General features: G+C 64.5%; 28 protein-coding genes. 26 read left to right on the top strand and 2 right to left on the bottom strand.

Translation table 11 applies throughout. The annotated features are described in order from the left end of the window. Positions 1-49 precede the first annotated feature (49 nt). The 10 genes from A0W70_RS08530 (at position 50) to A0W70_RS08485 (ending at position 9,377) form a co-directional block, all read left to right on the top strand. A complete protein-coding gene (locus A0W70_RS08530) occupies positions 50-1,684 on the top strand; it encodes a CTP synthase (protein ID WP_070988913.1) in 1,635 nt (544 codons plus the stop codon). Next, positions 1,684-2,526, top strand: coding sequence for a 3-deoxy-8-phosphooctulonate synthase (kdsA, locus tag A0W70_RS08525; RefSeq protein ID WP_070988912.1), 843 nt, complete (start codon positions 1,684-1,686; stop codon positions 2,524-2,526). The genes A0W70_RS08530 and kdsA overlap by 1 nt, the downstream gene beginning before the upstream one ends. Positions 2,527-2,793: 267 nt before the next feature. Beyond that, complete coding sequence (gene eno, locus A0W70_RS08520; RefSeq protein ID WP_070988911.1) at positions 2,794-4,077, top strand: phosphopyruvate hydratase; 1,284 nt, start codon at positions 2,794-2,796, stop codon at positions 4,075-4,077. Between the two features lie 36 nt (positions 4,078-4,113). Further along, complete coding sequence (gene ftsB / locus A0W70_RS08515) at positions 4,114-4,485, top strand: cell division protein FtsB (RefSeq protein WP_070988910.1); 372 nt, start codon at positions 4,114-4,116, stop codon at positions 4,483-4,485. Continuing rightward, positions 4,482-5,171, top strand: a complete 690-nt coding sequence (gene ispD, locus A0W70_RS08510) for a 2-C-methyl-D-erythritol 4-phosphate cytidylyltransferase (protein ID WP_070988909.1) — start codon at positions 4,482-4,484, stop codon at positions 5,169-5,171. The genes ftsB and ispD overlap by 4 nt, the downstream gene beginning before the upstream one ends. A gap of 2 nt (positions 5,172-5,173) precedes the next feature. Further along, a complete protein-coding gene (gene ispF, locus A0W70_RS08505) occupies positions 5,174-5,647 on the top strand; it encodes a 2-C-methyl-D-erythritol 2,4-cyclodiphosphate synthase (protein WP_070988908.1) in 474 nt (157 codons plus the stop codon). Next, positions 5,647-6,684 (top strand): beta-N-acetylhexosaminidase, encoded by a 1,038-nt coding sequence (nagZ, locus tag A0W70_RS08500; RefSeq protein ID WP_070988907.1) that lies wholly within the window; start codon positions 5,647-5,649, stop codon positions 6,682-6,684. The genes ispF and nagZ overlap by 1 nt, the downstream gene beginning before the upstream one ends. 16 nt (positions 6,685-6,700) lie before the next feature. Continuing rightward, entirely contained in the window at positions 6,701-7,933 is a 1,233-nt protein-coding gene (locus A0W70_RS08495; RefSeq protein WP_070988948.1) for a mechanosensitive ion channel family protein, read from the top strand. Further along, positions 7,930-8,475, top strand: coding sequence for a hypoxanthine-guanine phosphoribosyltransferase (locus tag A0W70_RS08490; protein ID WP_070988906.1), 546 nt, complete (start codon positions 7,930-7,932; stop codon positions 8,473-8,475). Before A0W70_RS08495 ends, A0W70_RS08490 begins: the two co-directional genes overlap by 4 nt. Positions 8,476-8,648: 173 nt before the next feature. After that, positions 8,649-9,377 (top strand): S-methyl-5'-thioinosine phosphorylase, encoded by a 729-nt coding sequence (locus A0W70_RS08485; protein WP_070988905.1) that lies wholly within the window; start codon positions 8,649-8,651, stop codon positions 9,375-9,377. Positions 9,378-9,723: 346 nt separating this feature from the next. Here A0W70_RS08485 and A0W70_RS17280 read toward each other — a convergent pair whose 3' ends face one another. Then, the gene (locus A0W70_RS17280) at positions 9,724-9,975 is read right to left on the bottom strand and encodes a tyrosine-type recombinase/integrase (protein WP_342670075.1); all 252 of its coding nucleotides are present in this window, start codon (positions 9,973-9,975) and stop codon (positions 9,724-9,726) included. A 628-nt stretch (positions 9,976-10,603) separates the two neighbouring features. Here A0W70_RS17280 and A0W70_RS08475 point away from each other — a divergent pair. The 13 genes from A0W70_RS08475 to A0W70_RS08415 all read left to right on the top strand — a co-directional run bounded on the left by A0W70_RS08475 (position 10,604) and on the right by A0W70_RS08415 (position 19,790). After that, the gene (locus A0W70_RS08475) at positions 10,604-11,044 is read left to right on the top strand and encodes a hypothetical protein (RefSeq protein WP_070988903.1); all 441 of its coding nucleotides are present in this window, start codon (positions 10,604-10,606) and stop codon (positions 11,042-11,044) included. Positions 11,045-11,165: 121 nt separating this feature from the next. Further along, on the top strand, positions 11,166-11,723 hold the full coding sequence (locus tag A0W70_RS17335; RefSeq protein ID WP_070988902.1) for a HEPN domain-containing protein: 558 nt from the start codon (positions 11,166-11,168) through the stop codon (positions 11,721-11,723). Between the two features lie 227 nt (positions 11,724-11,950). Then, on the top strand, positions 11,951-12,298 hold the full coding sequence (locus tag A0W70_RS08465) for a hypothetical protein (RefSeq protein WP_139150799.1): 348 nt from the start codon (positions 11,951-11,953) through the stop codon (positions 12,296-12,298). Between the two features lie 157 nt (positions 12,299-12,455). Continuing rightward, positions 12,456-12,899 (top strand): hypothetical protein, encoded by a 444-nt coding sequence (locus A0W70_RS08460; protein WP_070988900.1) that lies wholly within the window; start codon positions 12,456-12,458, stop codon positions 12,897-12,899. A 79-nt stretch (positions 12,900-12,978) separates the two neighbouring features. Beyond that, positions 12,979-13,590 carry a DUF1294 domain-containing protein gene (locus A0W70_RS08455; protein ID WP_070988899.1) on the top strand — a complete coding sequence of 204 codons (612 nt, stop codon included), beginning with the start codon at positions 12,979-12,981 and terminating at the stop codon, positions 13,588-13,590. A 140-nt stretch (positions 13,591-13,730) separates the two neighbouring features. Further along, positions 13,731-14,285 carry a hypothetical protein gene (locus A0W70_RS08450; protein ID WP_139150798.1) on the top strand — a complete coding sequence of 185 codons (555 nt, stop codon included), beginning with the start codon at positions 13,731-13,733 and terminating at the stop codon, positions 14,283-14,285. Positions 14,286-14,388: 103 nt separating this feature from the next. Next, positions 14,389-14,805, top strand: a complete 417-nt coding sequence (locus A0W70_RS08445) for a VOC family protein (RefSeq protein WP_070988897.1) — start codon at positions 14,389-14,391, stop codon at positions 14,803-14,805. After that, entirely contained in the window at positions 14,798-15,379 is a 582-nt protein-coding gene (locus A0W70_RS08440; protein WP_070988896.1) for an AMIN-like domain-containing (lipo)protein, read from the top strand. The genes A0W70_RS08445 and A0W70_RS08440 overlap by 8 nt, the downstream gene beginning before the upstream one ends. Positions 15,380-15,393: 14 nt before the next feature. Then, on the top strand, positions 15,394-16,566 hold the full coding sequence (locus tag A0W70_RS08435; RefSeq protein ID WP_070988895.1) for a cation:proton antiporter: 1,173 nt from the start codon (positions 15,394-15,396) through the stop codon (positions 16,564-16,566). 147 nt (positions 16,567-16,713) lie between these two features. Continuing rightward, entirely contained in the window at positions 16,714-17,727 is a 1,014-nt protein-coding gene (locus A0W70_RS08430; protein ID WP_070988894.1) for a TauD/TfdA dioxygenase family protein, read from the top strand. A 426-nt stretch (positions 17,728-18,153) separates the two neighbouring features. Beyond that, positions 18,154-18,444 (top strand): hypothetical protein, encoded by a 291-nt coding sequence (locus A0W70_RS08425; protein WP_139150796.1) that lies wholly within the window; start codon positions 18,154-18,156, stop codon positions 18,442-18,444. Then, positions 18,444-19,088: a DedA family protein gene (locus A0W70_RS08420; protein ID WP_070988892.1), complete on the top strand. Its 645-nt coding sequence runs from the start codon at positions 18,444-18,446 to the stop codon at positions 19,086-19,088. Before A0W70_RS08425 ends, A0W70_RS08420 begins: the two co-directional genes overlap by 1 nt. 159 nt (positions 19,089-19,247) lie before the next feature. Beyond that, complete coding sequence (locus A0W70_RS08415; protein WP_070988891.1) at positions 19,248-19,790, top strand: DUF2058 domain-containing protein; 543 nt, start codon at positions 19,248-19,250, stop codon at positions 19,788-19,790. A gap of 76 nt (positions 19,791-19,866) precedes the next feature. On the opposite strand, the gene A0W70_RS08410 is transcribed toward A0W70_RS08415, so the two are convergent. Next, positions 19,867-21,267: a DUF4397 domain-containing protein gene (locus tag A0W70_RS08410; protein WP_070988890.1), complete on the bottom strand. Its 1,401-nt coding sequence runs from the start codon at positions 21,265-21,267 to the stop codon at positions 19,867-19,869. 347 nt (positions 21,268-21,614) lie between these two features. Between A0W70_RS08410 and A0W70_RS08405 the strand changes: the two genes are divergently transcribed. From A0W70_RS08405 to A0W70_RS08395, 3 genes are all read left to right on the top strand, one after another. Then, entirely contained in the window at positions 21,615-21,983 is a 369-nt protein-coding gene (locus tag A0W70_RS08405; protein ID WP_070988889.1) for a cupin domain-containing protein, read from the top strand. A 211-nt stretch (positions 21,984-22,194) separates the two neighbouring features. Then, the gene (locus A0W70_RS08400) at positions 22,195-22,545 is read left to right on the top strand and encodes a DUF1622 domain-containing protein (RefSeq protein WP_245675835.1); all 351 of its coding nucleotides are present in this window, start codon (positions 22,195-22,197) and stop codon (positions 22,543-22,545) included. Between the two features lie 72 nt (positions 22,546-22,617). After that, positions 22,618-23,019: a hypothetical protein gene (locus A0W70_RS08395; RefSeq protein ID WP_083330880.1), complete on the top strand. Its 402-nt coding sequence runs from the start codon at positions 22,618-22,620 to the stop codon at positions 23,017-23,019. Positions 23,020-23,047 lie beyond the last annotated feature (28 nt).

Here is a 23,047-nt window from a genome sequence, read left to right as displayed (position 1 = left end):
GCCGTTTGCACGCGGACCCCTTTCCCACAGCCGAGTTGCGCGCACTCAAATGGCCCGTTTCGTATTCGTAACCGGTGGTGTCGTTTCCTCTCTCGGGAAAGGCATTGCTGCAGCATCCCTGAGCACACTGCTCGAAGCGCGCGGCCTGCGCGTGGCGATGCTCAAGCTGGATCCCTACATCAACGTCGACCCGGGCACCATGAGCCCGTACCAGCACGGCGAGGTGTTCGTCACCGACGACGGCGCCGAGACCGACCTCGATCTGGGCCACTACGAGCGCTTCACGCGCGTCCGCACCAGCCAGCGCAGCAACTTCACCACCGGCCGCGTCTACCAGAACGTGATCTCCAAGGAGCGCCGCGGCGAATACCTGGGTGCGACCGTGCAGGTCATCCCGCACATCACCGACGAGATCAAGCGCCTCGTGCGCGAGGGCGCCGGTGATGCCGATATCGCCATGGTCGAGATCGGCGGCACGGTCGGCGACATCGAATCGCTGCCGTTCATGGAAGCGATCCGCCAGATGGGCGTGGAAGAGGGTCGCGAGAACGCGATGTTCATCCACCTGACGCTGGTGCCCTACATCGCCAGCTCCGGCGAGGTGAAGACCAAGCCGACGCAGCACTCGGTGAAGGAACTGCGCTCCATCGGTATCCAGCCGGACATGCTGCTCTGCCGCGCGGCCGAGCCGCTGCCCGAGGAAGAGCGGCGCAAGATCGCGCTGTTCACCAATGTCCCGGAGCGTGCGGTCGCCTCGGCGATCGACGTCGATCAGATCTACCGCATCCCGCAGATTTACCAGCGCCAGGGCCTCGACGACATCATGCTCGAGCGCCTCGGCATGCTGGACGCGCTGCCGCCGGCCGATCTGGCCGAATGGGAGGCCGTGCTCGACGGGCTGGATCACCCCGAACACGAAGTCACGGTCGGGATGATCGGCAAGTACATCGATCTGGCCGACTCGTACAAATCGCTGAACGAGGCGCTGATCCACGCCGGTATCAAGACGCGCAGCAAGGTCCGCATCCGCTACATCGATTCCGAACAGCTCGAGCTCGAGGGCACCGCGCTGCTCGACGGGCTCGATGCCATACTGATCCCGGGCGGCTTCGGCGTCCGCGGGGTCGAGGGCAAGATCGCCGCCGTGCGTTATGCGCGCGAGAACCGCGTACCGTTCCTCGGCATCTGCCTGGGCATGCAGGTCGCGGTGGTCGAGTACGCGCGCAACGTCGCCGGCCTCGCGCATGCCAACTCGACCGAGTTCGACCCGCAGACACCGCATCCGGTCATCGCCCTCATCACGGAGTGGCAGACCGTTTCCGGCGAGATCGAGCAGCGTTCGCGGGACTCCGACCTCGGCGGCACCATGCGCCTCGGCGCGCAGCAGGCGCAGCTGGCGCCCGGCTCACGCATCAACCGGATCTACGGTGCCGATGCGGTCATGGAGCGCCATCGTCACCGCTACGAGTTCAACAACAACTATTGCGACACGCTGCGCGAGTCGGGGCTGCAGTTCTCGGGCACCTCGATCGACAACGCGCTGGTGGAGGTCACGGAGCTGCCCGAACACCCGTGGTTCATCGGCTGCCAGTTCCACCCGGAATTCACATCCAACCCGCGTGACGGCCATCCGTTGTTCACGGATTTCGTGGCCGCCGCACTGGCGCACGCCGGTCACCGTTGATGAACCTCTGCGGTTTCGAAGTCGGCCCGGATCGCCCGCTCTTCCTGATCGCCGGCCCCTGTGCGCTGGAGAGCGAGTCGCTGGCGCTGGAGATCGCCGAGGCGCTCAAGGGCATCTCCGAACGCATCGGTGTCCCGGTCATCTTCAAGGCCTCGTACGACAAGGCCAATCGCTCGTCCGTATCCGGTTATCGCGGCCCCGGCCTGGAGTCCGGCCTGGCGTCGCTCGAACGGGTGCGCAGCGAGACCGGGCTGCCGGTACTTACCGACGTGCACGAATACACCCCGGTCGATGAGGTCGCTGCCGTCGTCGATGTGCTGCAGACACCGGCGTTCCTCTGCCGCCAGACCGACTACATCCAGCGCGTGGCCGCCGCGGGTCGCCCGGTGAATATCAAGAAGGGGCAGTTCCTGGCGCCCTGGGATATGGTGAATGTTGTTGACAAGGCCCGCGCCGCCGGCGGCACGGGCATCATGGTCTGCGACCGCGGAGTCTCGTTCGGCTACAACAATCTGGTCTCGGACATGCGCGGTCTCGCCGTGATGCGCAATACCGGCTGCCCGGTCGTGTTCGACGCGACGCATTCCGTGCAGTTGCCGGGCGGGCAGGGCAGTTCGTCGGGCGGCCAGCGCGAGTTCGTGCCGGTGCTGGCCCGCGCCGCCGTCGCCGCCGGCATCTCCGGGCTCTTCATGGAAACGCACCCGCGCCCCGAGCAGGCGCTCTCGGACGGCCCCAATGCGTGGCCGCTGGATCGACTGGAACGGCTGCTCAAGACCCTGGTCGAACTCGACCGGGTGGTGAAAGCGCAACCGTACGCGGAGAATGACTGGCTCGGGCGGTAACGACCCGACGCCGAAGATCGGCGTCCCTGCAGGAGCGAGCTTGCTCGCGATTGCGGTCAATCGGGACCAGGAGCGATGCGGGTTGCGGCCGCGGTTCCTCTGGCCTCGCGAGACACAATGACCGCTCACCCGCAAAACGGGCACAATCGCGAGCAAGCTCGCTCCTACAGTGTGAATGCCGCGACTGCGGGGCGCTGCAGCCATAGTCCGTGAAACGGGCACCTACATGAACACCACGACGCGACGAACCGAACGGAGAGCATCGAGATGAGCGAGATCGTCGATATCCGTGCCCGCGAGATCCTGGACTCGCGCGGCAACCCCACCATCGAGGCGGATGTCTTTCTCGCGTCGGGCAGCTACGGTCGGGCCGCGGTGCCCTCGGGGGCATCGACCGGTGTGCGCGAGGCCATCGAGCTGCGTGATGGTGACAAGAGCCGCTACCTCGGCAAGGGCGTGCGCAACGCGGTCGCCAACGTCCACCGCGAGATCCGTCCGGCGATGAACGGTTTTGAGGGCGGCGACCAGGCGGCGCTCGATCGCGCGCTGATCGATCTCGACGGGACCGATAACAAGGGCCGGCTGGGCGCCAATGCGCTGCTGGCGGTCTCGCTGGCCACCGCGCGGGCCGCGGCCGCCGAGGCCGGCGTGCCGGTGTACGAACACCTCGGCGGCGACCGGGCGCGCACGCTGCCGGTGCCGCTGATGAATATCCTCAACGGCGGCGCGCACGCCGACAACAGCGTCGACCTGCAGGAGTTCATGATCGTGCCGGCCGGCGCCGAGACCTTCTCCGAGGCCCTGCGCTGCGGCACCGAGATCTTCCACGCGCTCAAGAAGGTGCTGGGCCAGCGCGGTTTCGCGACCGGCGTCGGCGACGAGGGTGGCTTCGCCCCGGACCTGCCCTCGAACGAGGCCGCCATCGAGACCATCCTCGAGGCGGTGAACGCGGCCGGCTATCGCCCGGGCCGCGACGTCTGGCTCGCGCTCGACGTCGCCAGCTCCGAGTTCCACCAAGACGGCACCTACAACCTCGAGTCCGAGGGCCGCAGCTTCGACGCCGACGGCTTCATCGAATACCTCTCGGCCTGGGTCGACCAGTACCCGATCCTTTCCATCGAGGACGGTATGGCCGAGGGCGACTGGGACGGCTGGATCGAACTCACCCGCCGCCTCGGCGACAAGGTGCAGCTGGTCGGCGACGACCTGTTCGTCACCAACCCGTCGATCCTGCAGGAGGGCATCGACCGCGCGGCCGCGAACGCGATCCTGATCAAGGTCAACCAGATCGGCACGCTCACCGAGACGCTGGAGGCGATGCGCATGGCCGATGCAGCGGGTTACCGGAACGTCGTGTCGCATCGCTCGGGCGAGACCGAGGACACGTTCATCGCGCAGCTCGCGGTCGCGACCGGCGCCGGCCAGATCAAGACGGGGTCCGCTTCCCGGTCCGATCGCGTGGCCAAGTACAATGAACTCCTTCGCATCGAGGAACGGCTGGGCGATCGCGGCCGCTACGGTGGCCGGGGCGTGTTCGGTCCGCTCGCCTGATCGGACCGGCGGCCGGGAGCGGCCGCGGGAGGCGTATTGAAAGTCCTGATCGCCGTGCTCGTCGCGCTGCTGCTCACGCTGCAGTATCGCCTGTGGTTCGCTGATGGCGGTCTGGCCGAGGTCCACCGCCTGCAAAAGGAAATCGCGAAGCAGGAAGAGCACAACGCCCGCTTGCGCGAACGCAACCAGGCGCTGGCCGCCGAGGTGCGTGACCTCAAAAAGGGCATGGAGGCGGTCGAGGCACGGGCGCGATCGGAGCTCGGGATGGTGGGTGAGGGCGAGACCTTTTTCCGCGTGATTGAGAAGACGGACAACGACGTGGAACCGCTGCCGGATGCCGGCTCGGACGGATCGCCGGACTCGGCCCCGAAGAAAGACAGCCCCGCGCTGGACACCGACCGCCCGTGAGCCCGGTGGCGTTCAGTGTGGTCGTCCCCGCCGCCGGCGCCGGCGCGCGCATGGGTGGCCCGACCCCCAAGACCTATCTCCCCCTGGCCGGCCGCACCGTGATCGAGTGGGGGCTGGCGCCGCTGCTGGCGCACCCGGGCCTGCGACGACTCGTGGTCGCCCTGGCACGCGACGACGACCGCTTCGCCGAACTGCCACCGGCTAGCGACGCACGCGTACAGACCGTCATCGGTGGCGCCAGCCGGGCGGCCTCGGTGGCCGCGGGGCTGGACGCGCTCGCCGCCGATAGCGACGGGCCGGTGCTCGTGCACGACGGCGCGCGGCCATGTCTCTCGGGCGAAGAGATCGAGCGGCTGCTCGCGTGGGCATCGGATCCGGCCGGTGCGCTCCTCGCCATCCCGGTCCGCGACACGCTCAAGCGCGCCGATGCCGACGGGCGGGTCGCGGCCACCGAGGATCGCACCGGGCTGTGGCAGGCGTTGACGCCACAGCTCTTCCACGGTGGTACGCTTCGTGACGCACTCGGCGATGCCACGGATCCGGCCATCACCGACGAGGCCTCGGCCATGGAGCGCGCCGGCTTTGCCCCGCGCCTGGTCGAGGGCGACCCGGCCAATATCAAGATCACGCGCCCGCACGACCTCCCACTGGCGGAGGCCGTGCTGGCGATGCGCGGCGGACAATGAACATGCGAATCGGACACGGATACGACGTACACGCGACCACGGACGGCGATCACGTGATGCTTGGCGGCGTGCGGATCGATGCGCCGTTTGGCCTGCGCGCCCACTCGGACGGTGACGTCGCGCTGCACGCCCTCTGCGACGCCCTGCTCGGCGCCGCCGCGCTGGGCGATATCGGCCGCCACTTCCCGGACACCGAACCGGCCTGGGCCGGCGCCTCCGGCCAGAAACTGCTGCGGCGCACGGTGGCGCTCGTGCGCGATCGCGGCTGGGTCGCCGTCAACGCCGACCTCACCCTCATCGCCGAGCGCCCGCGCATCGGTCCGCACATCGACGCCATGCGCGAGGGCATCGCCGCCGAACTCGATCTGGACCGGCGCGCGGTCAACGTAAAGGCGACCACGCACGAGGGTATCGGCGGCATCGGCCGCGGCGAGGGTATCGCCGCGCATGCCGTCGTCCTGCTGGAGGCCCGCTGATGCCGCTCGGTCCCGTCATGCTCGATATCGAGGGCACGAGCCTCAGCGACGAGGATCGCGAACTGCTCCGGCACCCGAATGTCGGTGGCGTCATCCTCTTCAGCCGCAACTACGAGGACCGCGCCCAGATCGCGGCCCTGGTCGAGGAGATCCACGCCCTGCGCGAGCCTCACCTGCTGGTCGCGGTCGATCAGGAGGGCGGGCGCGTCCAGCGCTTCCGCGAGGGCTTCACGCGCCTGCCGCCGATGGGCCGTCTGGGCGAGCGCTTCGACGACGATCCGCACGCCACCGAGGCCGAGGCGCGGACCGTCGGCTGGTTGCTGGCGGCGGAACTGCTCTCCGTCGGCGTCGACCTGAGTTTCGCGCCGGTGCTGGATTTGCGCCGCGACATCAGCGCCGTGATCGGCGACCGCGGCTTCCACAACGACCCCGAGGTCGTCGCCCGGCTCGGGTCCGCGGTCATGCGCGGCATGGCGCAGGCCGGCATGGCGGCCATCGGCAAGCATTTCCCGGGGCACGGCAGCGTCGCGCCGGATTCGCACCACGAGTGCCCGGTCGACCCGCGCGATTGCGAGGATATCCTCCAGCTCGACGGCATCCCGTTCGAGCGGCTGGCCCACCAGGGGCTGCCCGGCATCATGCCCGCACACGTGACCTATCCGGCGGTGGACGACGTGCCGGCCGGCTTCTCCTCCATCTGGCTGAACGACATCCTGCGCGGGCGCTTCGGCTTCGGCGGCGCCGTCTTCAGTGACGACCTCGCCATGGCCGGCGCCGGGACCGTCGGCGGCAGTGTCGAGCGCGCGCGCCGGGCCCTGGCCGCGGGCTGCGACATGGTCCTGGTCTGCAACGACCGCGGGCAGGCCGCCGAAGTGGTCGAGTCGCTCCCGGTCGAGGACCGCCCGGTGTCGGTCGCACGCCTGATGCGCCTGCACGGCCATGCGGCCGCGGGCATCGACCGCGAACTCGAGTTCACGTCCGCGTGGAGCGAGGCCCGCGCGACCGTGGATGCCATCGGTCAGGCCGCTGGCGGCTGATCATGCGGAGCCGTTCATGAGCATGCCCGACTGGCTGATCGAGTTCACGGCATGGGCCGGCGGCCATCGCTGGATGGTCTGGGTCTTCCTGATCCTGTTCGCCACCGCGGCGCTCGATCTCGTCCAGCGCATCGTCCTGCGGAGCCTCGCCCGGCGCGCGCGTGGTACCAGCAACCTCTGGGACGACGCCGTGCTCTGGTCGCTCGTCGGTCCCGTCGGCCTGATCATCTGGGTGCTCGGCATCACCATCGCCGCCGAGGCGATCGGCCGCTATGCGGACACGGACGCCGCGCTGTTCGATTACGTCGGCGCCATCCGCAAATCCGGTGTGATCGTCGCCCTCGGCTGGTTCGCGCTGCGCCTGACCCGGGCCGTCGAGAGCCGCCTGATCGAGCGCGTGCGCGCGGTCTCGTTCGAACCCGATGAAGGCCCGGACCGCTCCACCGTCCAGGCGATCGGCAAACTGCTGCGGGCCACCGTCCTGATCGGCGTCGGCCTCGTCCTGCTGCAGACGCTCGGGTTCTCGATCTCCGGCGTGCTCGCCTTCGGCGGTATCGGTGGCATCGCCATCGGCTTTGCCGCGCGCGACATGCTGGCCAACTTCTTCGGCGGCATCATGCTCCATCTCGACCGGCCGATGGCCGTCGGCGAGTGGGTGCGCTCGCCGGACCGCGAGATCGAGGGCACGGTCGAACACATCAGCTGGCGCATCACGCGCCTGCGTACCTTCGACCAGCGGCCGCTGTACGTACCCAACTCGATCTTCTCGAACATCATCGTCGAGAACCCGTCCCGGATGACGCACCGGCGCATCTACGAGACCGTGGGCGTGCGCTACGACGACATCGCCGTCGTCTCGGCTATTGCCAATGACATCCGGGCGATGCTGGACGAGCACGAACAGATCGACAGCGACGCCACCCTGATCGTGAACTTCACGCAGTACAGCGAGTCGTCGCTCGACTTCATGATCTACTGCCTCACGCGCGAGACGCGCTGGGCGCCGTACCACGCCATCAAGGAAGAGGTGATGCTGCGCATCGGCGACATCATCCGCTCCCATGGCGCGGAGATCGCCTACCCGACATCCACCCTGCACGTGGCCACGATGCCGCAGCCGGGCGGCGAGCCCGCGAATGCCGACGACAAGGCCAACGCCGCATCGTGGCAGCGCGGCGCACAGCCCAGCCGCGGGCGCGGCCGCCACGGGCAGGCGGATCAAGAAGCCGAAGGCGAGGGGGGAGAATGAACACACCGGCGGACATGCCGACGATCGACCGGGCCGAACGCCTCTACACCCCGGCGGAAGTCGAACAGGCGGCGGACCGGCTCGCCACCGCGATCGACGGCTGGCTGGATGGCCGCGACTGCGTCGCCCTGTGCCTGCTGCAGGGCGCGATCGTCACCACCGGCATGCTGCTGCCGCGCGTGCATGCACCGCTGCAGCTCGACTCGATCCACGTCACGCGCTACCGCAACACCACCCGCGGCCACGACCTCGAGTGGTTCGCCTCACCGCGCACACCGCTCAAGGGCCGGCGGGTACTGATCATCGACGACATCCTCGACGAAGGCCACTCCCTCGCCGCCGTCGAAGCCTGGTGCAACGAACAGGGCGCCGCCGAAGTCCGCGCCGCCGTACTCGTCAACAAACACCACGACCGCAAAACCCCCGAAGCCCATGCCGACTTCATCGGCCTCGAGATTCCCGACCGCTACGTCTTCGGCTACGGCATGGACTACCACGGCTGGCACCGCAACGCCCCCGGCATCTACGCCCTGCCGGAATAGAATCTGACCCGCACCAACATCACGGATCCGACACCCACCAACACCGCCGCATCGACGCACGACGGGACCCGGATCGAACGTGCACCCAAACCACCGTAGGTCGGGTTTTAACCCGACATCAACAACACGTCATAATTCCACACCTTCACGCGCGCACGACGGGACGACAAAAAATGCTGGGCATCATCGGCGGCACCGGCCTCGACCAACTCGACCTCATCCAGGGCCGCATGGAACACGCCCCGACCACCCCCTGGGGCACCCCCTCGGCCGGCCTCGTTACCGGAACAATCGAAAACACCCGGGTCGCCTTCCTCCCACGCCACGGCCACGACCACTCCGTCGCCCCGCATGAGATCAACTACCGCGCCAACCTGCGCGCACTCGCGGACGCCGGCGTCGACCGCATCGTTGCCGTAGCCGCCGTAGGCGGCATCCCCGAACAACCCGGGCCGGGCGGCATCGTCATCCCCGACCAGCTCATCGACTACACTTGGGGGCGCCCGTCCACCTTCTTCGAAGGCGAGGGCGCCGAGGTCGAACACATCGACTTCACCTGGCCCTACAGCCAGTCCGTCCGCCAGTCCCTGCTCGAAGCCGCACAACAAGCCGACATTCCGGCGACCGACGGCGGCTGCTACGCCGCTACCCAGGGCCCGCGCCTGGAAACCGCCGCCGAAATCCAACGCCTCGAACGCGACGGCTGCACCATCGTAGGCATGACCGGAATGCCCGAAGCGGCCCTGGCCAGAGAACTCAACATTCCCTACGCCTGCCTCGCCGTAGTCGTAAACCCCGCCGGCGGCAAAACCGACAAAGAAATCAGCCTCGAAGAAATCCGCGGCCACCTGAAAACCGGCATGAACAAAGTCGCAAGAATCCTCCAGACCCTAACCACCTGAACCCCGTTCCACGCCCCTGTAGGAGCGAGCTCGCTCGCGAAAAACCACGCCCAACAACAGCAACCAAAAAAAACACCCACCCCCACAACAAAAAAGGCCGTAGGTCGGGCTTCCAGCCCGACAGATCAACGCCTCAAAAACAACAACCCACAAACCACGCCAACACAATTCCCCAAAATCAGACCTCCACTAGGCATCCCACCCCACCTGGACGCCCACCCCCACACCTGCCAGGATCACCCAGAACAACCAACCGGGCATGGCCGACCCGATCGACCACACCCGAACCCGGCAAAAAGGTATGGAAACCAACCGGCAGTCACACACCCAACGCCCACCGCCGCGTTCAAACGGATGCAGGCCGCATCCCCGCAAGCACACGACCGAGCGGACTCTTCACCCCACGCCCACCGCGCTCGATCACATGCGTGTAGATCTGCGTCGTACGCACATCCGCATGCCCCAGCTGCTCCTGCACCGTCCGGATATCGGCGCCACCCTCCAGCAGGTGCGTGGCAAACGAATGCCGCAGCGTATGACAACTCGCCGGCCGCTCGATCCCGGCGGCGCGCGCCGCGGCGCGAACCGCCTTCTGCATCGCCGTCTCTCCGACGTGATGCCGACGCGATGCCGACGCGATGCCGACGCCGCATACCCGAGCGCGGATCGAGACTGATCCGCTCGGCGGGAAAAACATACTGCCAACCCCAATCAAACGCGGCATTCGGATACTTCCGCGCCAGTGCATTCGGCGCCTGGTTCTGTGTCGCCGCGGCGACCTGTCCATCGATCGCCAGATGGGTGAGAAAGGCCGCGACCTCGGGTTCGCCCATATCCCGGGGATGGCGCTTCTCGTGATAGAGAATGAAGCGCCGGATTTAGTCCATGTAGGCGCGCTCGGTGCGGATGCTGTAGTGGCGCTCACGGATCGCCGCGCGCACTTCGTCAATGAAAGGAGACCGACTGGTCTTGCCGCTCATACTGCCCTCCCTTGCAGTGCTGTACAAATAAACAGTATATCGGCAGAATCGTGCGGTGCAAGCGGGATAGGCGGCGGGGCGCCGTCTATCATGCAGAGAGGGCAGAGTGCGGGGGCCGCGCAAGGCTTGGGCTGGCGGGTACGGCGATGCTTCGTGCAGGGAAGATCAATTCATGATCGACGGCGATATGCCGTGTTTAATCACGCCCAATCGCCGGCTAGTACCTGTTAGGGCTAGGTAGGTGATATGAATTTCCTTCGAAAATTGCTGGCGAGAGGGCAACGCAAAGAACCTGCATCCGCCGCAAGCGAGATTGTAGAACAGTTCAATGCAGAGCAGGCTAGGATTCGTGCGGCCGGATCGCACGACGGCGGTCACTACACAGATTATGTCGAGCGGGTTAAGCAGCTCAAACGCGAAAGACGGCACGAGGAGGCAATCGAGCTCCTTATGAATCTGGTCCGGGCCACCGAGTCTGAGTCGAAGACCGCAGGGCAGGGTTGGGGAGTGGCGCCTTGGTATTACGAGCAACTTGCCATTATTTATCGGAAAGAGAAGCGAATAGCCGATGAGATTGAAATTCTCGAACGTTACGAAGCGCAGCCAAAGGCGCCCGGCGCTGGTCCAAGTAAGCTAAAGGAGCGCCTTGAACGCGCGCGGCGGTTGCATGCTGGAAACAAACCCTAACAATTGCTTGGAGGCCGACGGCTCGCCCTTCCGCTTCGCTCCATCGTGAGCCGCGGCTCAAGCAAACCGTTGGATTGTGGATCGTTGCCGTCAGAATTCGTTTCGCTGAAAACATGGAAGGATGCAGATGTCGTCGGTCCCTCTTACCAAATTCAAGCACCGTCTACAGGAGGTCGACGAGATAGTCGCAGCGAGAGACGCTATCTGCCCTACAGGCGCCGGCCGTCCAGCAAGGCAAAAGGGAGCCGCAGTAATATCCGGCGGCACTGTGCTTTTGTCGGCGCTATTGGAAGGTTTCCTTGAAGAGCTCTACGAATTAGCAGTGGACGAGCTATACCAACACATTCCGGTCGGCGACAGGACCGAGTTGAAAGAGCACACGAGCCGGCGCAACAACAACGCTAACGTGCACCAGGTAAATACCCTGTATTTCTATTTGGGTGTTCCATGGGTGATGAGTCACCGAAAGATGCGGTGGCAGAAATGTTCAAACGCCAAAGTCCAAGAGCGGCTGCGCAACCTCTCAAAGGCACGGAACCAGCTAGCACACGGCGGTTCTCGGATCGTGAGGAAGCAGACATTGACCGCTTGGCGCGATTTCGCAGAGAGGTTGGCGAGCAAGCTTGATGAGATCGCTGCCGATCGCGTCGAAGCGGAAACGGGGCGACGACCGTGGTAGATAACTTCGCGGCAGTACAACCCAACAATACGCTGCAGCCGACGCGGAAAAGCCGCGCGGCTGAGCGTCGTCGTTAGCCATGAGGAATCCCTATGGATCCAGCCGTTACCGCGATAGTTAGCGCCCTTGTCACGGGCGTTCTCGTAGTGGCGGGCTCAGCAGTAGGGGCTTGGCTCTCCGGCCGCGCCACCGTGGTAGCGACCGAGAGACGGGTCCGGGCGGAGTTCTTGTCCACGCGACGTCAGGAATGGGTGGATTCCTTGCGGGACCATCTGGCGGAGTGGATGTCCCGGGCAAATCGGTTGCAGGTTGAAGAGGACAAGGACTCGATCGCAGACGACCCGGACAGCAAGGTAGATATTCAGCGCCTTGCGCTTCTGCGGCACAAGATTGACCTGATGCTGTCAGCCCACGACAAAGAGCATATGGAGATAAGCAAGGCTCTTGAAGACGCAACAAATGCCGCGATCGCCGGTGATGCGGACAATTACTTTTCGGCACTGACCTTTATTCGAGACAAGGCCCGGTCCATCACCAAGTACGCATGGGAACAAGCAAAGGACGATATTGGCTAACAAGTCGCTGCAGCCGACGCAGCAAAGCTGCGCGCCTGAGCGTAGACGTTAGGAGCGAGGGTTCTTTCCACAGAAAGACCGTTCGCTCACGCGGCTCTTATCAGGACAGGAAAAGTTGCGTGAGCATATGTACGTATCCGATTGAAGTGGATCGACTATGGATGAAGACAAAAACCTGCGGGCCGCACACGAGCTGATTGCAACGCTTCACTCCCAATCGGTCTCATATACGAATCTGATAATGGTTGTAGGGTACGCGGGTTTTCTGACTCTATGGTCAAAGCTTAAGCCGGATCTTCCGCCGATCTTGTTCTCCACGACCGGCCTCTTGATCGGAACCTCTATTCTACTGTTCATCGTATGGGAGCTCGTAAAGATGGTTGGCGGTCAAATGGAGCTTCGTCGGCTGCGGAGCTCGTTGGTGGGTAGTCAGTCACCTCCCGAAGCGATACAGCGGTTCCATTATCAACTCCAAAAATATGGTACAGGCTGGGTAAATCTGTGGTTATGGTTCTTCGTGCCAACCCTTGCGACCGGCATCGCGGCCGCGCTTGCGCTCCTTGGTTTCTTTGCCTTTAAGTTGATCGAGTATGGATTCTAACTATGTGCTGCAGCGGACGCAGGGACTGCGAGGCGGTTCCTGCGAACCTAAGCGGTGTCGTTAGCCAGAGAAGGATTGGATGCGGCAACAAGGTAAAGTGACTTCCTGGAATGACGCGAAGGGCTTCGGCTTTATCACGCCGTCGAATGGCGGTGCGCCGGTATTCGTGCACATTAGCGCGTTTCCCCGCGGCCGACGGCCGATGGCAAATGACGCGGTTACCTACAGTGTGACCCGCGATGCCCGGAAAAGGCTGAAAGCCGAGAAGGTTTTGCACCAGCAAAGGGGAACGCATGACCTGGTACGAGCGCGCGGGTTGATTCCGGCACTTTTCATATTGGCGGCTTTCTTTGCCGCAATATTGTACTCGGTGGTTTCCGGGCGTGCGCCTTTAGCGGTCGTTGGCTTTTACGCTCTGATGAGCGTCGTGTCGTTTGTCATGTACGCGCTGGACAAGGCGGCGGCAAAACGTGGTGGCTGGCGCACTACAGAGGCGAGCCTTCATCTTGTAGAGCTAATAGGTGGGTGGCCAGGTGCCCTGGTCGCGCAGCGCGTATTCCGGCACAAAACCAGGAAGCAGCCGTTCCAGTTCATCTTCTGGAGTGCGGTCGTAGCCAATATGGTGGCGCTAGCATGGCTGCTACTTTCGGACGGGGCGAGCGACCTTCGTGCTACCTTTGGGATTGGCTAACCAGGCGTTCAAACGGACCGGAAAAGCGGTGCGGTAGTGTCTGGACAGTTTAACGCGCACGTTAGGGCGCGGCATCCGAGAGACTGCGGATGAGTCCGAGTAGCAGAGTTGGATATATTTCTTCGATCGGCCTTTTCGTCGTGGGCGCAGCGTACGTCCTAGTCGCTGGCTTCGGCATTTTCCGGGCCGGTCTCGACGACCCGATCGTTGATCCGACCCTCGCCGTGATGGAGGCGCTGACCTTGGTGTCGGCTCCGCTCATCATTGCCCTCATGGCGTCGATCTATGAGACCGCGAGCCGGGACCGCAGGGTATTTGGTGCCATGGCCCTGGTTTTCGCCGGAGTCATGGCGGGTCTGATCAGCGCCGTCCACTTCGTAGCGCTGACATCCGGGCGCCAGACCGATTTCGCCGTTCTGGAATGGCCATCGACGCTGTACGCCGTCGAGTTGCTCGCATGGGATTTCTTTCTGGGGCTGTCCCTTCTGTGCGCCGCCCCTGTTTTCGTCGGTTCCGGCATCCGGGCTTTGTCCCGATGGTCTCTCGCTGTCGCGGGTGCCCTGTCGCTGATTGGGGTCGTTGGCCCCATCGTCGGGGACATGGCGCTTCAGCGGATCGGTATACTTGGCTACGGCATCGGGCTCCCGATCGCGGCGTTGGTGCTATCGCGATTCTTCCGCCAGGACGAAGACTAATGAGGAACGTTACTGCGGAATAGCGCGTCCCGACGACTCGGTTCAGCCGACCGCCTTCGGCGGCGGCGGACCTCGACCGTGATGCATCAAAGGAGAATGCTGCATGAAGCCACGGATCAGCATGATTACGCTGGGCGTGAGGGATCTGGCGCAGTCGGTTCACTTCTATGAGCAGGGCCTTGGCCTGCCCAGAATGGAGTCGCCGCCGGAGGTGGCATTCTTTACGCTCAATGGGAGCTGGCTGGGGCTATACGGTCGGGAGTCGTTGGCAGATGATGCGGGTGTGCCGGCCGGTGGCACGGGGTTCGCCGGTTTCACGTTGGCGCATTACGTGGACTCGGAAGCGGCGGTTGACGAGCTTCTGGAGCGGGCGGTCTCAGTAGGCGCCACACTGATAAAACCCGCCCGGAAGGTGTTCTGGGGTGGCTACTCTGGCTATTTTGCCGATCCGGACGGCTATTTGTGGGAGGTGGCACATAACCCCTTCTTTTGGGTCGGCCCGAAAGATCAGGATGCATAACCAGGCCATGCAGCGGACGATCCAAGCTCGCGCCGCGGCGGTCGCCGCGATCGTCGTTCTCGTGGTAACCGGATGCAGCGGTGTGGTGCGGGATCGTGACGACTCGGCGGAGGGCGAAGCCGCACGGGATGGTGCTCGCGATCGGGCGTGGACGGCCGGCATTATCGACCGGCCGCGGCCGGGTTCGCCCATCGCAACGCTTGTCGCCGTCCGTACCGGCACCCACTCGGGCTTCGATCGGGTCGTGTTCGAGTTCGACGAACGGATCCCGGGCTATCACACCGAGTACATCGACCGACCCGTGCGGAAGTGCGGGTCGGGCAACGTCACACCGATTGCCGGCGACGGGTGGCTCGAGGTGCGGATGTCCCCTGCGCGTGCGCATACCGAAGAGGGCGGGTCGACGGTCACCGAGCGTGAGCGCATGCCAAACCTGCCAGTAGTCGCCGAGCTGGAGCTGACGTGCGATTTCGAGGCCGTCGTGACATGGGTTCTGGGCGTCGAGTCGCCGAACCGTTATCGGATCCATGAGCTGACCGATCCGCCGCGCCTTGTCGTGGACGTGCGGCACTGAAATCCGGAATCTTCATGACCGACTTGACCTCGATGATTCTCCTCCTGGGCCTCGTGTTTCTCGTGGGCCTGACCGCGGAATCGTTGGGCCGGTGGACACCGCTTCCCCGGGTGACGCTATTGATCATTGCCGGCGTGGTCTTTGGCCCCTCGGTGCTGGGGTGGCTGTTGCCTTCCGGAACCCAGTGGTTCAGCGTCGTGTCCCAGGTGGCCCTTACCATGGTGGGCTTCCTGTTGGGAGGCCACCTGACCGGCCGAAACCTGAAGCGCCACGGGGGCGACGTGCTGACGTTGTCACTTGCGGTGGTGGTTGTTACCGCCGTGTCGGTGTTCGCAGTGACCTGGTTTATCTCCGATGACCTCGGTCTCTCTTTGCTGCTGGGCGCCCTGGCGACCGCAAGAGCGCCGGCGGCGACCACGGATGTCGTGCTCGAGAGTGGCGCCAAGGGGCCGTTCACGGAGACCCTGCTGGGCGTGGTGGCCGTGGACGACGTGTGGGGCGTGCTCGCGTTCAGTCTGCTGATGACCGTGGTGGCGATTCTGGATGGCGGCGACGGTATGGGCATGCTGATCCATGGGGCGTGGGAGATCGGCGGCGCGCTGGGCCTTGGTGTGGTCCTGGGCATTCCCGCCGCTTTCGCCACGGGTCGCGTGGCGCGCGGCGATCCGACTCTGGCTGAGGCGCTTGGACTTGTCTTCCTATGCCTGGGGCTGGCTCGCTGGTTAGAGGTGTCTTTCCTGCTTGCCGCAGTGGTCATGGGCATAGTTGTGGCCAACCTGGCCCGTCACCACAACCGACCGTTCCATGCCATCGAGCACATCCAGTGGCCCTTCATGCTGGTGTTCTTCCTGCTCGCCGGTGCGGCGCTGGAACTGGAAGTGCTGCCGGCGGTGGGGTGGCTGGGGGCTGCATACGTTCTGGCCCGGATCGCCGGTCGCCTGCTGGGCGCCTCGGCCGGCGCGCGGTGGCGCGCCATGCGGACCGGCACGGGGCCCTGGTTGGGTGCTGCACTGTTACCCCAGGCGGGCATCGCCGTGGGTATGGCGCTTGTGGCCGCCCAGCGGTTCCCGGAGCGCGCCGAGGTGTTGCTGCCGGTGGTGCTGGCTTCGACCGTGGTGTTCGAAATCCTGGGACCACCGATGACGCGACTTGCGCTGCGCTGGGCCAAAGAAGCCACGAGACCCTGAAAAAGCCACTCCGGTCCGACTCCCTCGGCTGCGCCCGATCGTTAGGCGTGATACGGCCCGAGTTCGATCCTTAGCGGCTCTCGATGATAGACTGATCGGTCTAAAAAGTAGTGACCGATCAACATCGACCACAGGAGCCCCGGATTTATGACGAATCCATCGACACTGCCGCCGCTAGATCCCGCCCGCGTTGCCACCATCGAAAAATATGGCGCGAAAATCACGCCATTGGAGCCGATTGGCGCACAGGTCGAGGGCATCGACCTGGCCTCTGAAGAAAACCCGCCGGCGGAGGTGGTCGAGGCGCTCGAACACGAGATGGCGTGTCGCGGGTTCCTGGTGTTCAAGAATGACCAGCAGCTGGAAGTCGACGATTTCCTGCGCGTCAGCCGCTGGTGGGGCGGCCGCGAACTGCACAGCACGCATGGCGTCCATCCGGCGACGCCCGGCGGCAATCCGCATATTTTTCGGCTGTCGAACGACAGTCGGCATGGGATTCCCGGCGTGGGGCCGCAGTGGCACAACGACGGCAGCTTCAACACGACCACGTTTTCGCACGCGGGCTACCACATCATCCGGCCGCCTGAGAAAGGCGGCGGAACGTATTTCGCGCACCAGGGCGCGGCCTTTGATGCGTTGCCCGACGAGCGCCAGGCGTTCTGGAGCCGGCTTTCGTCGGTCAACTCGGGCACCGGGGTCGTGCATCCGGCGGTCCATGTGCACCCGGTCTCCGGTCGGAAGTCGATCTGGCTGCATCTGGGCATGACGGGCGCGGTGATCGAGAAGCTGCCGGGAGAGGACGAGTTTCGCCTGCTGGATGCGGAAGAGCTCAAGCAGCTCTGCCATGAGTACAACGACATCCTCAATGCCGGCCTCGAAAACGGCTACGCGACCGGGTACGAGTATCAGGAAAACGACTGCATTTTCATCGACAACCTGGCCGTGGCGCACCGGGCGGCCCCCGAGGCGCATCTGCCCGCGGAGGAACAGGGTTTGCGGATCATGCACCGCAGCACGGTTCGGGGCGTGGAAGAACTCTCTCCGTATTATGGATTGCCGCGCTATTGCGACCTGCGCGCACCCAGCCCGTTTGGAGATGGCGTCTGGCAGGCCGGCGGGATCGGCTTCCGGTGGGACGACGGCGTTCCGATGCAGAATTGATTCATGGTCGGAGTGCAGGCCGGCGTCTTTCTAATAGGAGACGCCGGGCCTGACATGGCTCTGAGCAGGGCCGTCGCGTTCGGTTCTTCCCCTTCGATCTACTCTTCAAGACGACCCGCCGGGTCGTAGTCGAGCGGCTATCGCCTTTTGACGGAACAGGCCGGAGCCAGGAATCGCGCCGGCTCATCCGGTTTCCGGCATTCGGCATGAGGTGATCGGCGGTTTCCGGCATTCCTGGCTGTACTTCGATTTCGTCTGCAGTGCGTGAGAAACTGGAGGCCCGCCGCGCGAAAGCATGACCGCCCGGCGTCGTCACCTGGCTCGCCGCCGTAATCCGGCCTATGCGATACGTGGGATCGCCTTCTTATGTTGACCGCTGCACGTACGCTCTGGCGAAGACACCGCTTACTCTTTCTGGCGTTCGTCGTGGCTATCGCGGTCACGGCGTTTTTCGCCGTGCGGCTCCTGCTGTTCACCGTGTACTGGGTCGACCCCGATCACCGTCAGCAGTCGCTGGAAGACTGGATGACGCCGCGGTATGTGGCGCATTCGTATGACCTGTCGCTCGAGGAGGTTCGTGAGGTCCTGGAACTGGATCCCGGCGACGCCAAGCGTCGCACGCTGGCCGATATCATAGAGACCTCTGAACTGACCCTCGCCGAGATCCAGCGGCGCATTGATGAGGCTGCACGTGAGGAGGGGGCCGGTCAGGACTGATGGATGCCCTCTTCGCCATCGTCGCGAACTACGGCTGGGCCGCCCTGTTTGCCGTCACTTTCCTGAGCTGTCTGGCCGTTCCGGTCCCGGCCTCCCTGATGATGCTCACGGGTGGCGCCTTTGCGGCCTCCGGGGATCTGGTGCTTACCACGGCCATCCTGTCGGCGTATGGCGGCGCCGTGGCCGGTGACCAGGCCGGGTACGTGATTGGTCGGTCCTGTGCGGGTCCGCTGGAGCGGTGGGCGGCCGCCGGGCGGAGCCGGGCTTTCCTGCTGGCGCGGGCGCGGGCGTCTATTGATGAGTGGGGCGGGGTTGGGGTTTTTCTCAGCCGCTGGCTTGTCAGTCCGCTCGGGCCGTACGTCAACTTCGCGGGCGGGGCGGGGCGCATGCACTGGGCTCGTTTCAGCGTGTGGGGCGCGGCCGGGGAGATGATCTGGGTCGGGCTCTATATCGCCCTGGGGTACGTGTTCGCCGAGAGTCTCCCCGCCGTCGCCGAGTTCGCCGCCGATTTCAACGGCGTAATCGCGGGCGCTGTAGTGGCCGTGGGTCTGTGGATGTTGCTGCGGCTCATGCAGCGGCGTCGTCGGCGGGGGAGAAAGTCCGCGTCGGAACAGAGTTCCGGGGCCACCTCTTTGATTTTATGATGCCGTGAAGCCGGGGCGCTCTCGGAAGTCCGTCCAGCGTCGTTCCCCCGTCGCGCTACACGGTTTTGAGCGGAGTTCCCCTGGCGGGCCGCATTCCTGGGGTCGGGCCGGTGTGTCGGTTATCCTTCGGTTTCCACGTCCCTTATCCCGAGAAGAGTCATGTCGAAGTCCCTGGAAGACCAGTTCAAGGAGCTGGGTCTCGCCAACGAGAAGCAGGTGCGCAAGGCCCGGCAGGGCAAGAAGAAAAAGAAGGGTAACCGCAAGCCGACGCGCAGTGAGGCCGCCGCGCCCGAGCCGGAAACCGAGTCGGCAAAGCGGGAGCGCGCGGAGAAGGCCGAGCGCGATCGCCGGCTCGAGTCGGAGCGCCAGGCAGAGCGTCAGGCGAAGGAGACCGCCGCGCGCGTTCGCCAGATCGCGCAGACGAACCGCGTCGAGCGCGAGAAAGGCGATGTGGCCTATCACTTCACGTACGGCAGCCGGATCAAGGAACTGTGGCTGAGCAAGGCCCAGCATCGGCGTCTCGCCGAGGGCGAGATCGGGCTCGTGGCCGTCGGTGACCGCTATGAACTGGTGTCGAAAGCGACGGCGGAACGGATCCGCGAGATCGATGCGGCGGCGGTGCTCGTGCTGAACAGTGGGAGTGGGGACTCGGGCGATGACCCGTACGCGGACTTTCCGGTTCCGGATGACCTGATGTGGTGAGCGGTGAAGCCTGTCGCGGGCACGGGCGGCCCGTGGGACCGCCCGTCTCGCTTTACGGCTCCTTTACTACGCTGGTTCAGCGTGTGGTCTCGTCGACTGGCAACAGGGCGAATGACCCACCAATGTCGTTTTCATCATCGTGCGCGATGGCTGTCGTTACATCGCCGGCTTCGAGCATGACGGTCACCGGTCCGATGGAGGCGATGGTGGTGTCGGCGGGCGTGACGAAGACCTCGTACGTCGCGGGTGCTACCGAGAGAAACTCGCTGATCTCCTTGTAGGGGAAGTCCTCGATGGTGGGATCGGTTGTCGCCAGAGCGCCCGCTTGCGTGCCTTCTGGCGTGAGGTAGATGTCGACCGCGCCGTTCGTTCCGGGCACCTGGCTCGCCGCGTGAATGACGCGCAGGCGGGCTTCGGTGGCGATGGAGCGGATATCGTCCTCACTGAAGATCAGTTCCAGTCCGGGGGCTCCGTTGAGGAGACCGACCGCATAGCCCGTGAAACGCTCGCCTGCGACGAGTTCGACGTCGTCTGCACCCACCGCCGAGGCCGTGTTGCCGGTCGTGGCCGCGTCGATGTCGTACGTGCCGGCCGGGACCTCCGCGAAATCCGTGACCGATGGAAACGATAGGTTCTCGAACGCGGGCGGACTGAAGTTGCCGTCGAGCGCTACGTCGACGTTGGGTGTATCGGCGGACAAATGCCCGACACCGACCGCGGCCTCGGCGCCGTCATCCAGGAGCAGGAAGGAATCGGCGCCCTCGGGAGCGACCAGCAGCCGCACCGGCGCGGACTCGGGCCCGACATTGTCGATCGCGCTGATGACGAGATCGGCGCCGCCCGCCAGCGACACCGTGCCGGAATCGAACACGACCGTTCCGGCGTCGTTCTCCGGCGTAACCCGGATACGGTAGTCGGCGGCGGGGACCGTCAGCGGGCCCAGCGTCTCCTTGAACCCGAATGTCCCGATCGGATCCGAGTCGGCGAGTGCGTCGCCTGGTGCGGTCACGTAGACATCCAGCGGGCCGGTTGCGGCTGCAGCCGCGGAGGCGTGGACTACCTGCACGCGTACTTCTCCCGCGCCTGGATCGGCATCGGGGGCGGTCACGACGAGCGGGCCGAGCGCCAGATCACCACTGCCACCCACGTTGCCGAGGGCGATGATCGTGGTCTCCTGGTCGGCGACGAGCGGTACATTGGCATTGATGACTTCGACATCGCCGGTCGGGGTAATGGCCTCAACCGTTACGGTAAAGGTACCGGGATTGACGGCAAGAAGATCGGAAGCAGTGGCGAAGGCCAACATCGGGATCGCGACGTCGCCGTTGAGGGCGATATCGACATCGGGGGCGTTTGACGACGCGTGAATGGCCCGGACTTCGGCCCGATCGGCCGAGTCGTTGTCATCGCCGCCGCAGGCCGTGAGAAGGCCGGTCGTGGCAATGATGATGCCCACCGTGAGTGCGTTTCTGCGCATGATTGCATCTCCTGCAATTGCGGTTCCCGCACTCTCCGCGTTTGCGATTGTCGATTTTCAAGTGCTTGCGTTTGTCACCGTCTCCGAGAGAACTGCCCCCCTCGAGCGTGACATCCGTTGGATTCGCCGGGGCCATCGGCAAGGATTCATGCCGGGGCAAGTTGTGCCTATCGCGGGCGGCGAAGCCCGCCGGGCGACGGGGCCGGTTCGGATCTTGGGATTCGGTCTGAAATTCTCCGCTGCAGGGCCCGGAGGCGTTGCCTGGGTCCTCGCGTCTACAATCGTGAGCGGGCGTCAGGCAGTCAGCGTCTGCCGCTCGCGGCGAGACAGGTAGAGGAGAGCAGGGGATGAGCGCAAGCGAGGGCGGGAAAAAAGCGCCGCTGCCGGAGCGGCTTACGGTTGATCATGCCGCGGCGCGGTTGCGCGAGGTCGCGCCACAGCCGTTCGTGGAACTGTTTCGGCACGGTAGTCTGCACATCGAGCTGTATCAGCCGGACCGGGTGGATGAGCAGGAACCTCACGACCGCGACGAGGTGTATGTGGTGATCTCCGGATCCGGGGAGTTCGTCAACGGGGAGACCCGCCGACGGTTTGAAGCCGGGGAAGTGTTGTTTGTCCCGGCGGGTGTCGAGCACTACTTCGAGCATTTCAGTGAGGACTTCGCAACCTGGGTGATTTTTTACGGCCCGGTTGGCGGCGAACGGCATGGTGATTGATGCGAGACAGTTAAGCCCGAGTTCATGAACCCGGTGGGGGAAGCCAGGCGCACACCGATTCCTCCGTGATTCTATTCTGACCAGGGACCGGATTGGTCTGTCGGCCTCTCCGGGAACGCTCCCCCGGAACCGAAAGACCACGGCGAGCCGCGCTACGCTCGTGTCTCGCCGCGATCAGTGAACCGTTAGCGTAGTGATGGGAGAATGGATCGTGGATGGCTTCATAACTGATTTGGCCGCCTGGTGCGCAGGAATAATCGAGATTCTGGGCATCGGTATTATTACCGTTTTCGCGCTGTATGCGCTGCTTAACGCGGCGGTTCGACTGGCCACAAGAGAAGACAACGACTCGGTGTTTTATGGCGTCCGTCAGTTCCTTGGGCGCGGTATTCTGCTTGGACTCGAGTTTCTCATTGCGGCGGACATTATCTATACGGTTGCGATCGAGCTGACCTTTACGACGGTAGGGGTGCTGGCGGTCGTCGTACTGATCCGTACGTTCCTGAGTTTCACCCTTGAAGTCGAGATCAACGGTCGATGGCCGTGGCAGGAAAAGCAGTAGGGAATATTAGAAGTTCGTGGAGATTGGACTCGATGGCCGGGTTGTGGGGCCGGGCACTCGAAGGAGATGTCAATGTCCTTGCGCGTAGCCGGTAAAGCGCTGGCAGTGTGGGTGGGTATTCTGATACTGGCCGTGTTAAACGGCATATTGCGGGAAAATGCCCTGACGCCGCATTTCGGTTCCACGGCCGGCTTTGTCCTGAGCGGTCTCTTCCTCTCGGCGCTCATCGTGGTCGTTGCATGCCTGTCGCTGCCATGGCTGGGTGCTCGCCGTCCCGCTGAACTGATTGGAATTGGCCTCGGTTGGGTCGCGTTGACACTCGTCTTCGAATTTTCGTTCGGGCTGTGGCAGGGCAAGTCGTGGCAGGTCATGTTGGAAGCGTATACGTTCCGGGACGGCAACATTTGGCCGATCGTGCTTATCGCTTCGGCTTGCGCGCCCTGCCTTGCCGCCCGAGTCAGGCGGGTGAGGTAGCGCCGGATGCCTGCGCGACGGTCGAGAG

Origin of the sequence: Halofilum ochraceum, from assembly GCF_001614315.2 — a bacterium.
GTDB classification, from domain to species: domain Bacteria; phylum Pseudomonadota; class Gammaproteobacteria; order XJ16; family Halofilaceae; genus Halofilum; species Halofilum ochraceum.
This window is presented reverse-complemented; position numbering and strand designations above follow the sequence as displayed.

Excerpts from the sequence above, each read along its gene's own strand:
- A0W70_RS08530 (WP_070988913.1), top strand. The coding sequence starts at position 50 with ATGGCCCGTTTCGTATTCGTAACCGGTGGTGTCGTTTCCTCTCTCGGG.
- kdsA (WP_070988912.1), top strand. The coding sequence starts at position 1,684 with ATGAACCTCTGCGGTTTCGAAGTCGGCCCGGATCGCCCGCTCTTCCTG.
- eno (WP_070988911.1), top strand. The coding sequence starts at position 2,794 with ATGAGCGAGATCGTCGATATCCGTGCCCGCGAGATCCTGGACTCGCGC.
- ispF (WP_070988908.1), top strand. The coding sequence starts at position 5,174 with ATGCGAATCGGACACGGATACGACGTACACGCGACCACGGACGGCGAT.
- nagZ (WP_070988907.1), top strand. The coding sequence starts at position 5,647 with ATGCCGCTCGGTCCCGTCATGCTCGATATCGAGGGCACGAGCCTCAGC.
- A0W70_RS08495 (WP_070988948.1), top strand. The coding sequence starts at position 6,701 with ATGAGCATGCCCGACTGGCTGATCGAGTTCACGGCATGGGCCGGCGGC.
- A0W70_RS08490 (WP_070988906.1), top strand. The coding sequence starts at position 7,930 with ATGAACACACCGGCGGACATGCCGACGATCGACCGGGCCGAACGCCTC.
- A0W70_RS08485 (WP_070988905.1), top strand. The coding sequence starts at position 8,649 with ATGCTGGGCATCATCGGCGGCACCGGCCTCGACCAACTCGACCTCATC.
- A0W70_RS17280 (WP_342670075.1), bottom strand. The coding sequence starts at position 9,975 with ATGCAGAAGGCGGTTCGCGCCGCGGCGCGCGCCGCCGGGATCGAGCGG.
- A0W70_RS08475 (WP_070988903.1), top strand. The coding sequence starts at position 10,604 with ATGAATTTCCTTCGAAAATTGCTGGCGAGAGGGCAACGCAAAGAACCT.
- A0W70_RS17335 (WP_070988902.1), top strand. The coding sequence starts at position 11,166 with ATGCAGATGTCGTCGGTCCCTCTTACCAAATTCAAGCACCGTCTACAG.
- A0W70_RS08460 (WP_070988900.1), top strand. The coding sequence starts at position 12,456 with ATGGATGAAGACAAAAACCTGCGGGCCGCACACGAGCTGATTGCAACG.
- A0W70_RS08455 (WP_070988899.1), top strand. The coding sequence starts at position 12,979 with ATGCGGCAACAAGGTAAAGTGACTTCCTGGAATGACGCGAAGGGCTTC.
- A0W70_RS08445 (WP_070988897.1), top strand. The coding sequence starts at position 14,389 with ATGAAGCCACGGATCAGCATGATTACGCTGGGCGTGAGGGATCTGGCG.
- A0W70_RS08440 (WP_070988896.1), top strand. The coding sequence starts at position 14,798 with ATGCATAACCAGGCCATGCAGCGGACGATCCAAGCTCGCGCCGCGGCG.
- A0W70_RS08435 (WP_070988895.1), top strand. The coding sequence starts at position 15,394 with ATGACCGACTTGACCTCGATGATTCTCCTCCTGGGCCTCGTGTTTCTC.
- A0W70_RS08430 (WP_070988894.1), top strand. The coding sequence starts at position 16,714 with ATGACGAATCCATCGACACTGCCGCCGCTAGATCCCGCCCGCGTTGCC.
- A0W70_RS08420 (WP_070988892.1), top strand. The coding sequence starts at position 18,444 with ATGGATGCCCTCTTCGCCATCGTCGCGAACTACGGCTGGGCCGCCCTG.
- A0W70_RS08415 (WP_070988891.1), top strand. The coding sequence starts at position 19,248 with ATGTCGAAGTCCCTGGAAGACCAGTTCAAGGAGCTGGGTCTCGCCAAC.
- A0W70_RS08410 (WP_070988890.1), bottom strand. The coding sequence starts at position 21,267 with ATGCGCAGAAACGCACTCACGGTGGGCATCATCATTGCCACGACCGGC.
- A0W70_RS08405 (WP_070988889.1), top strand. The coding sequence starts at position 21,615 with ATGAGCGCAAGCGAGGGCGGGAAAAAAGCGCCGCTGCCGGAGCGGCTT.
- A0W70_RS08395 (WP_083330880.1), top strand. The coding sequence starts at position 22,618 with ATGTCCTTGCGCGTAGCCGGTAAAGCGCTGGCAGTGTGGGTGGGTATT.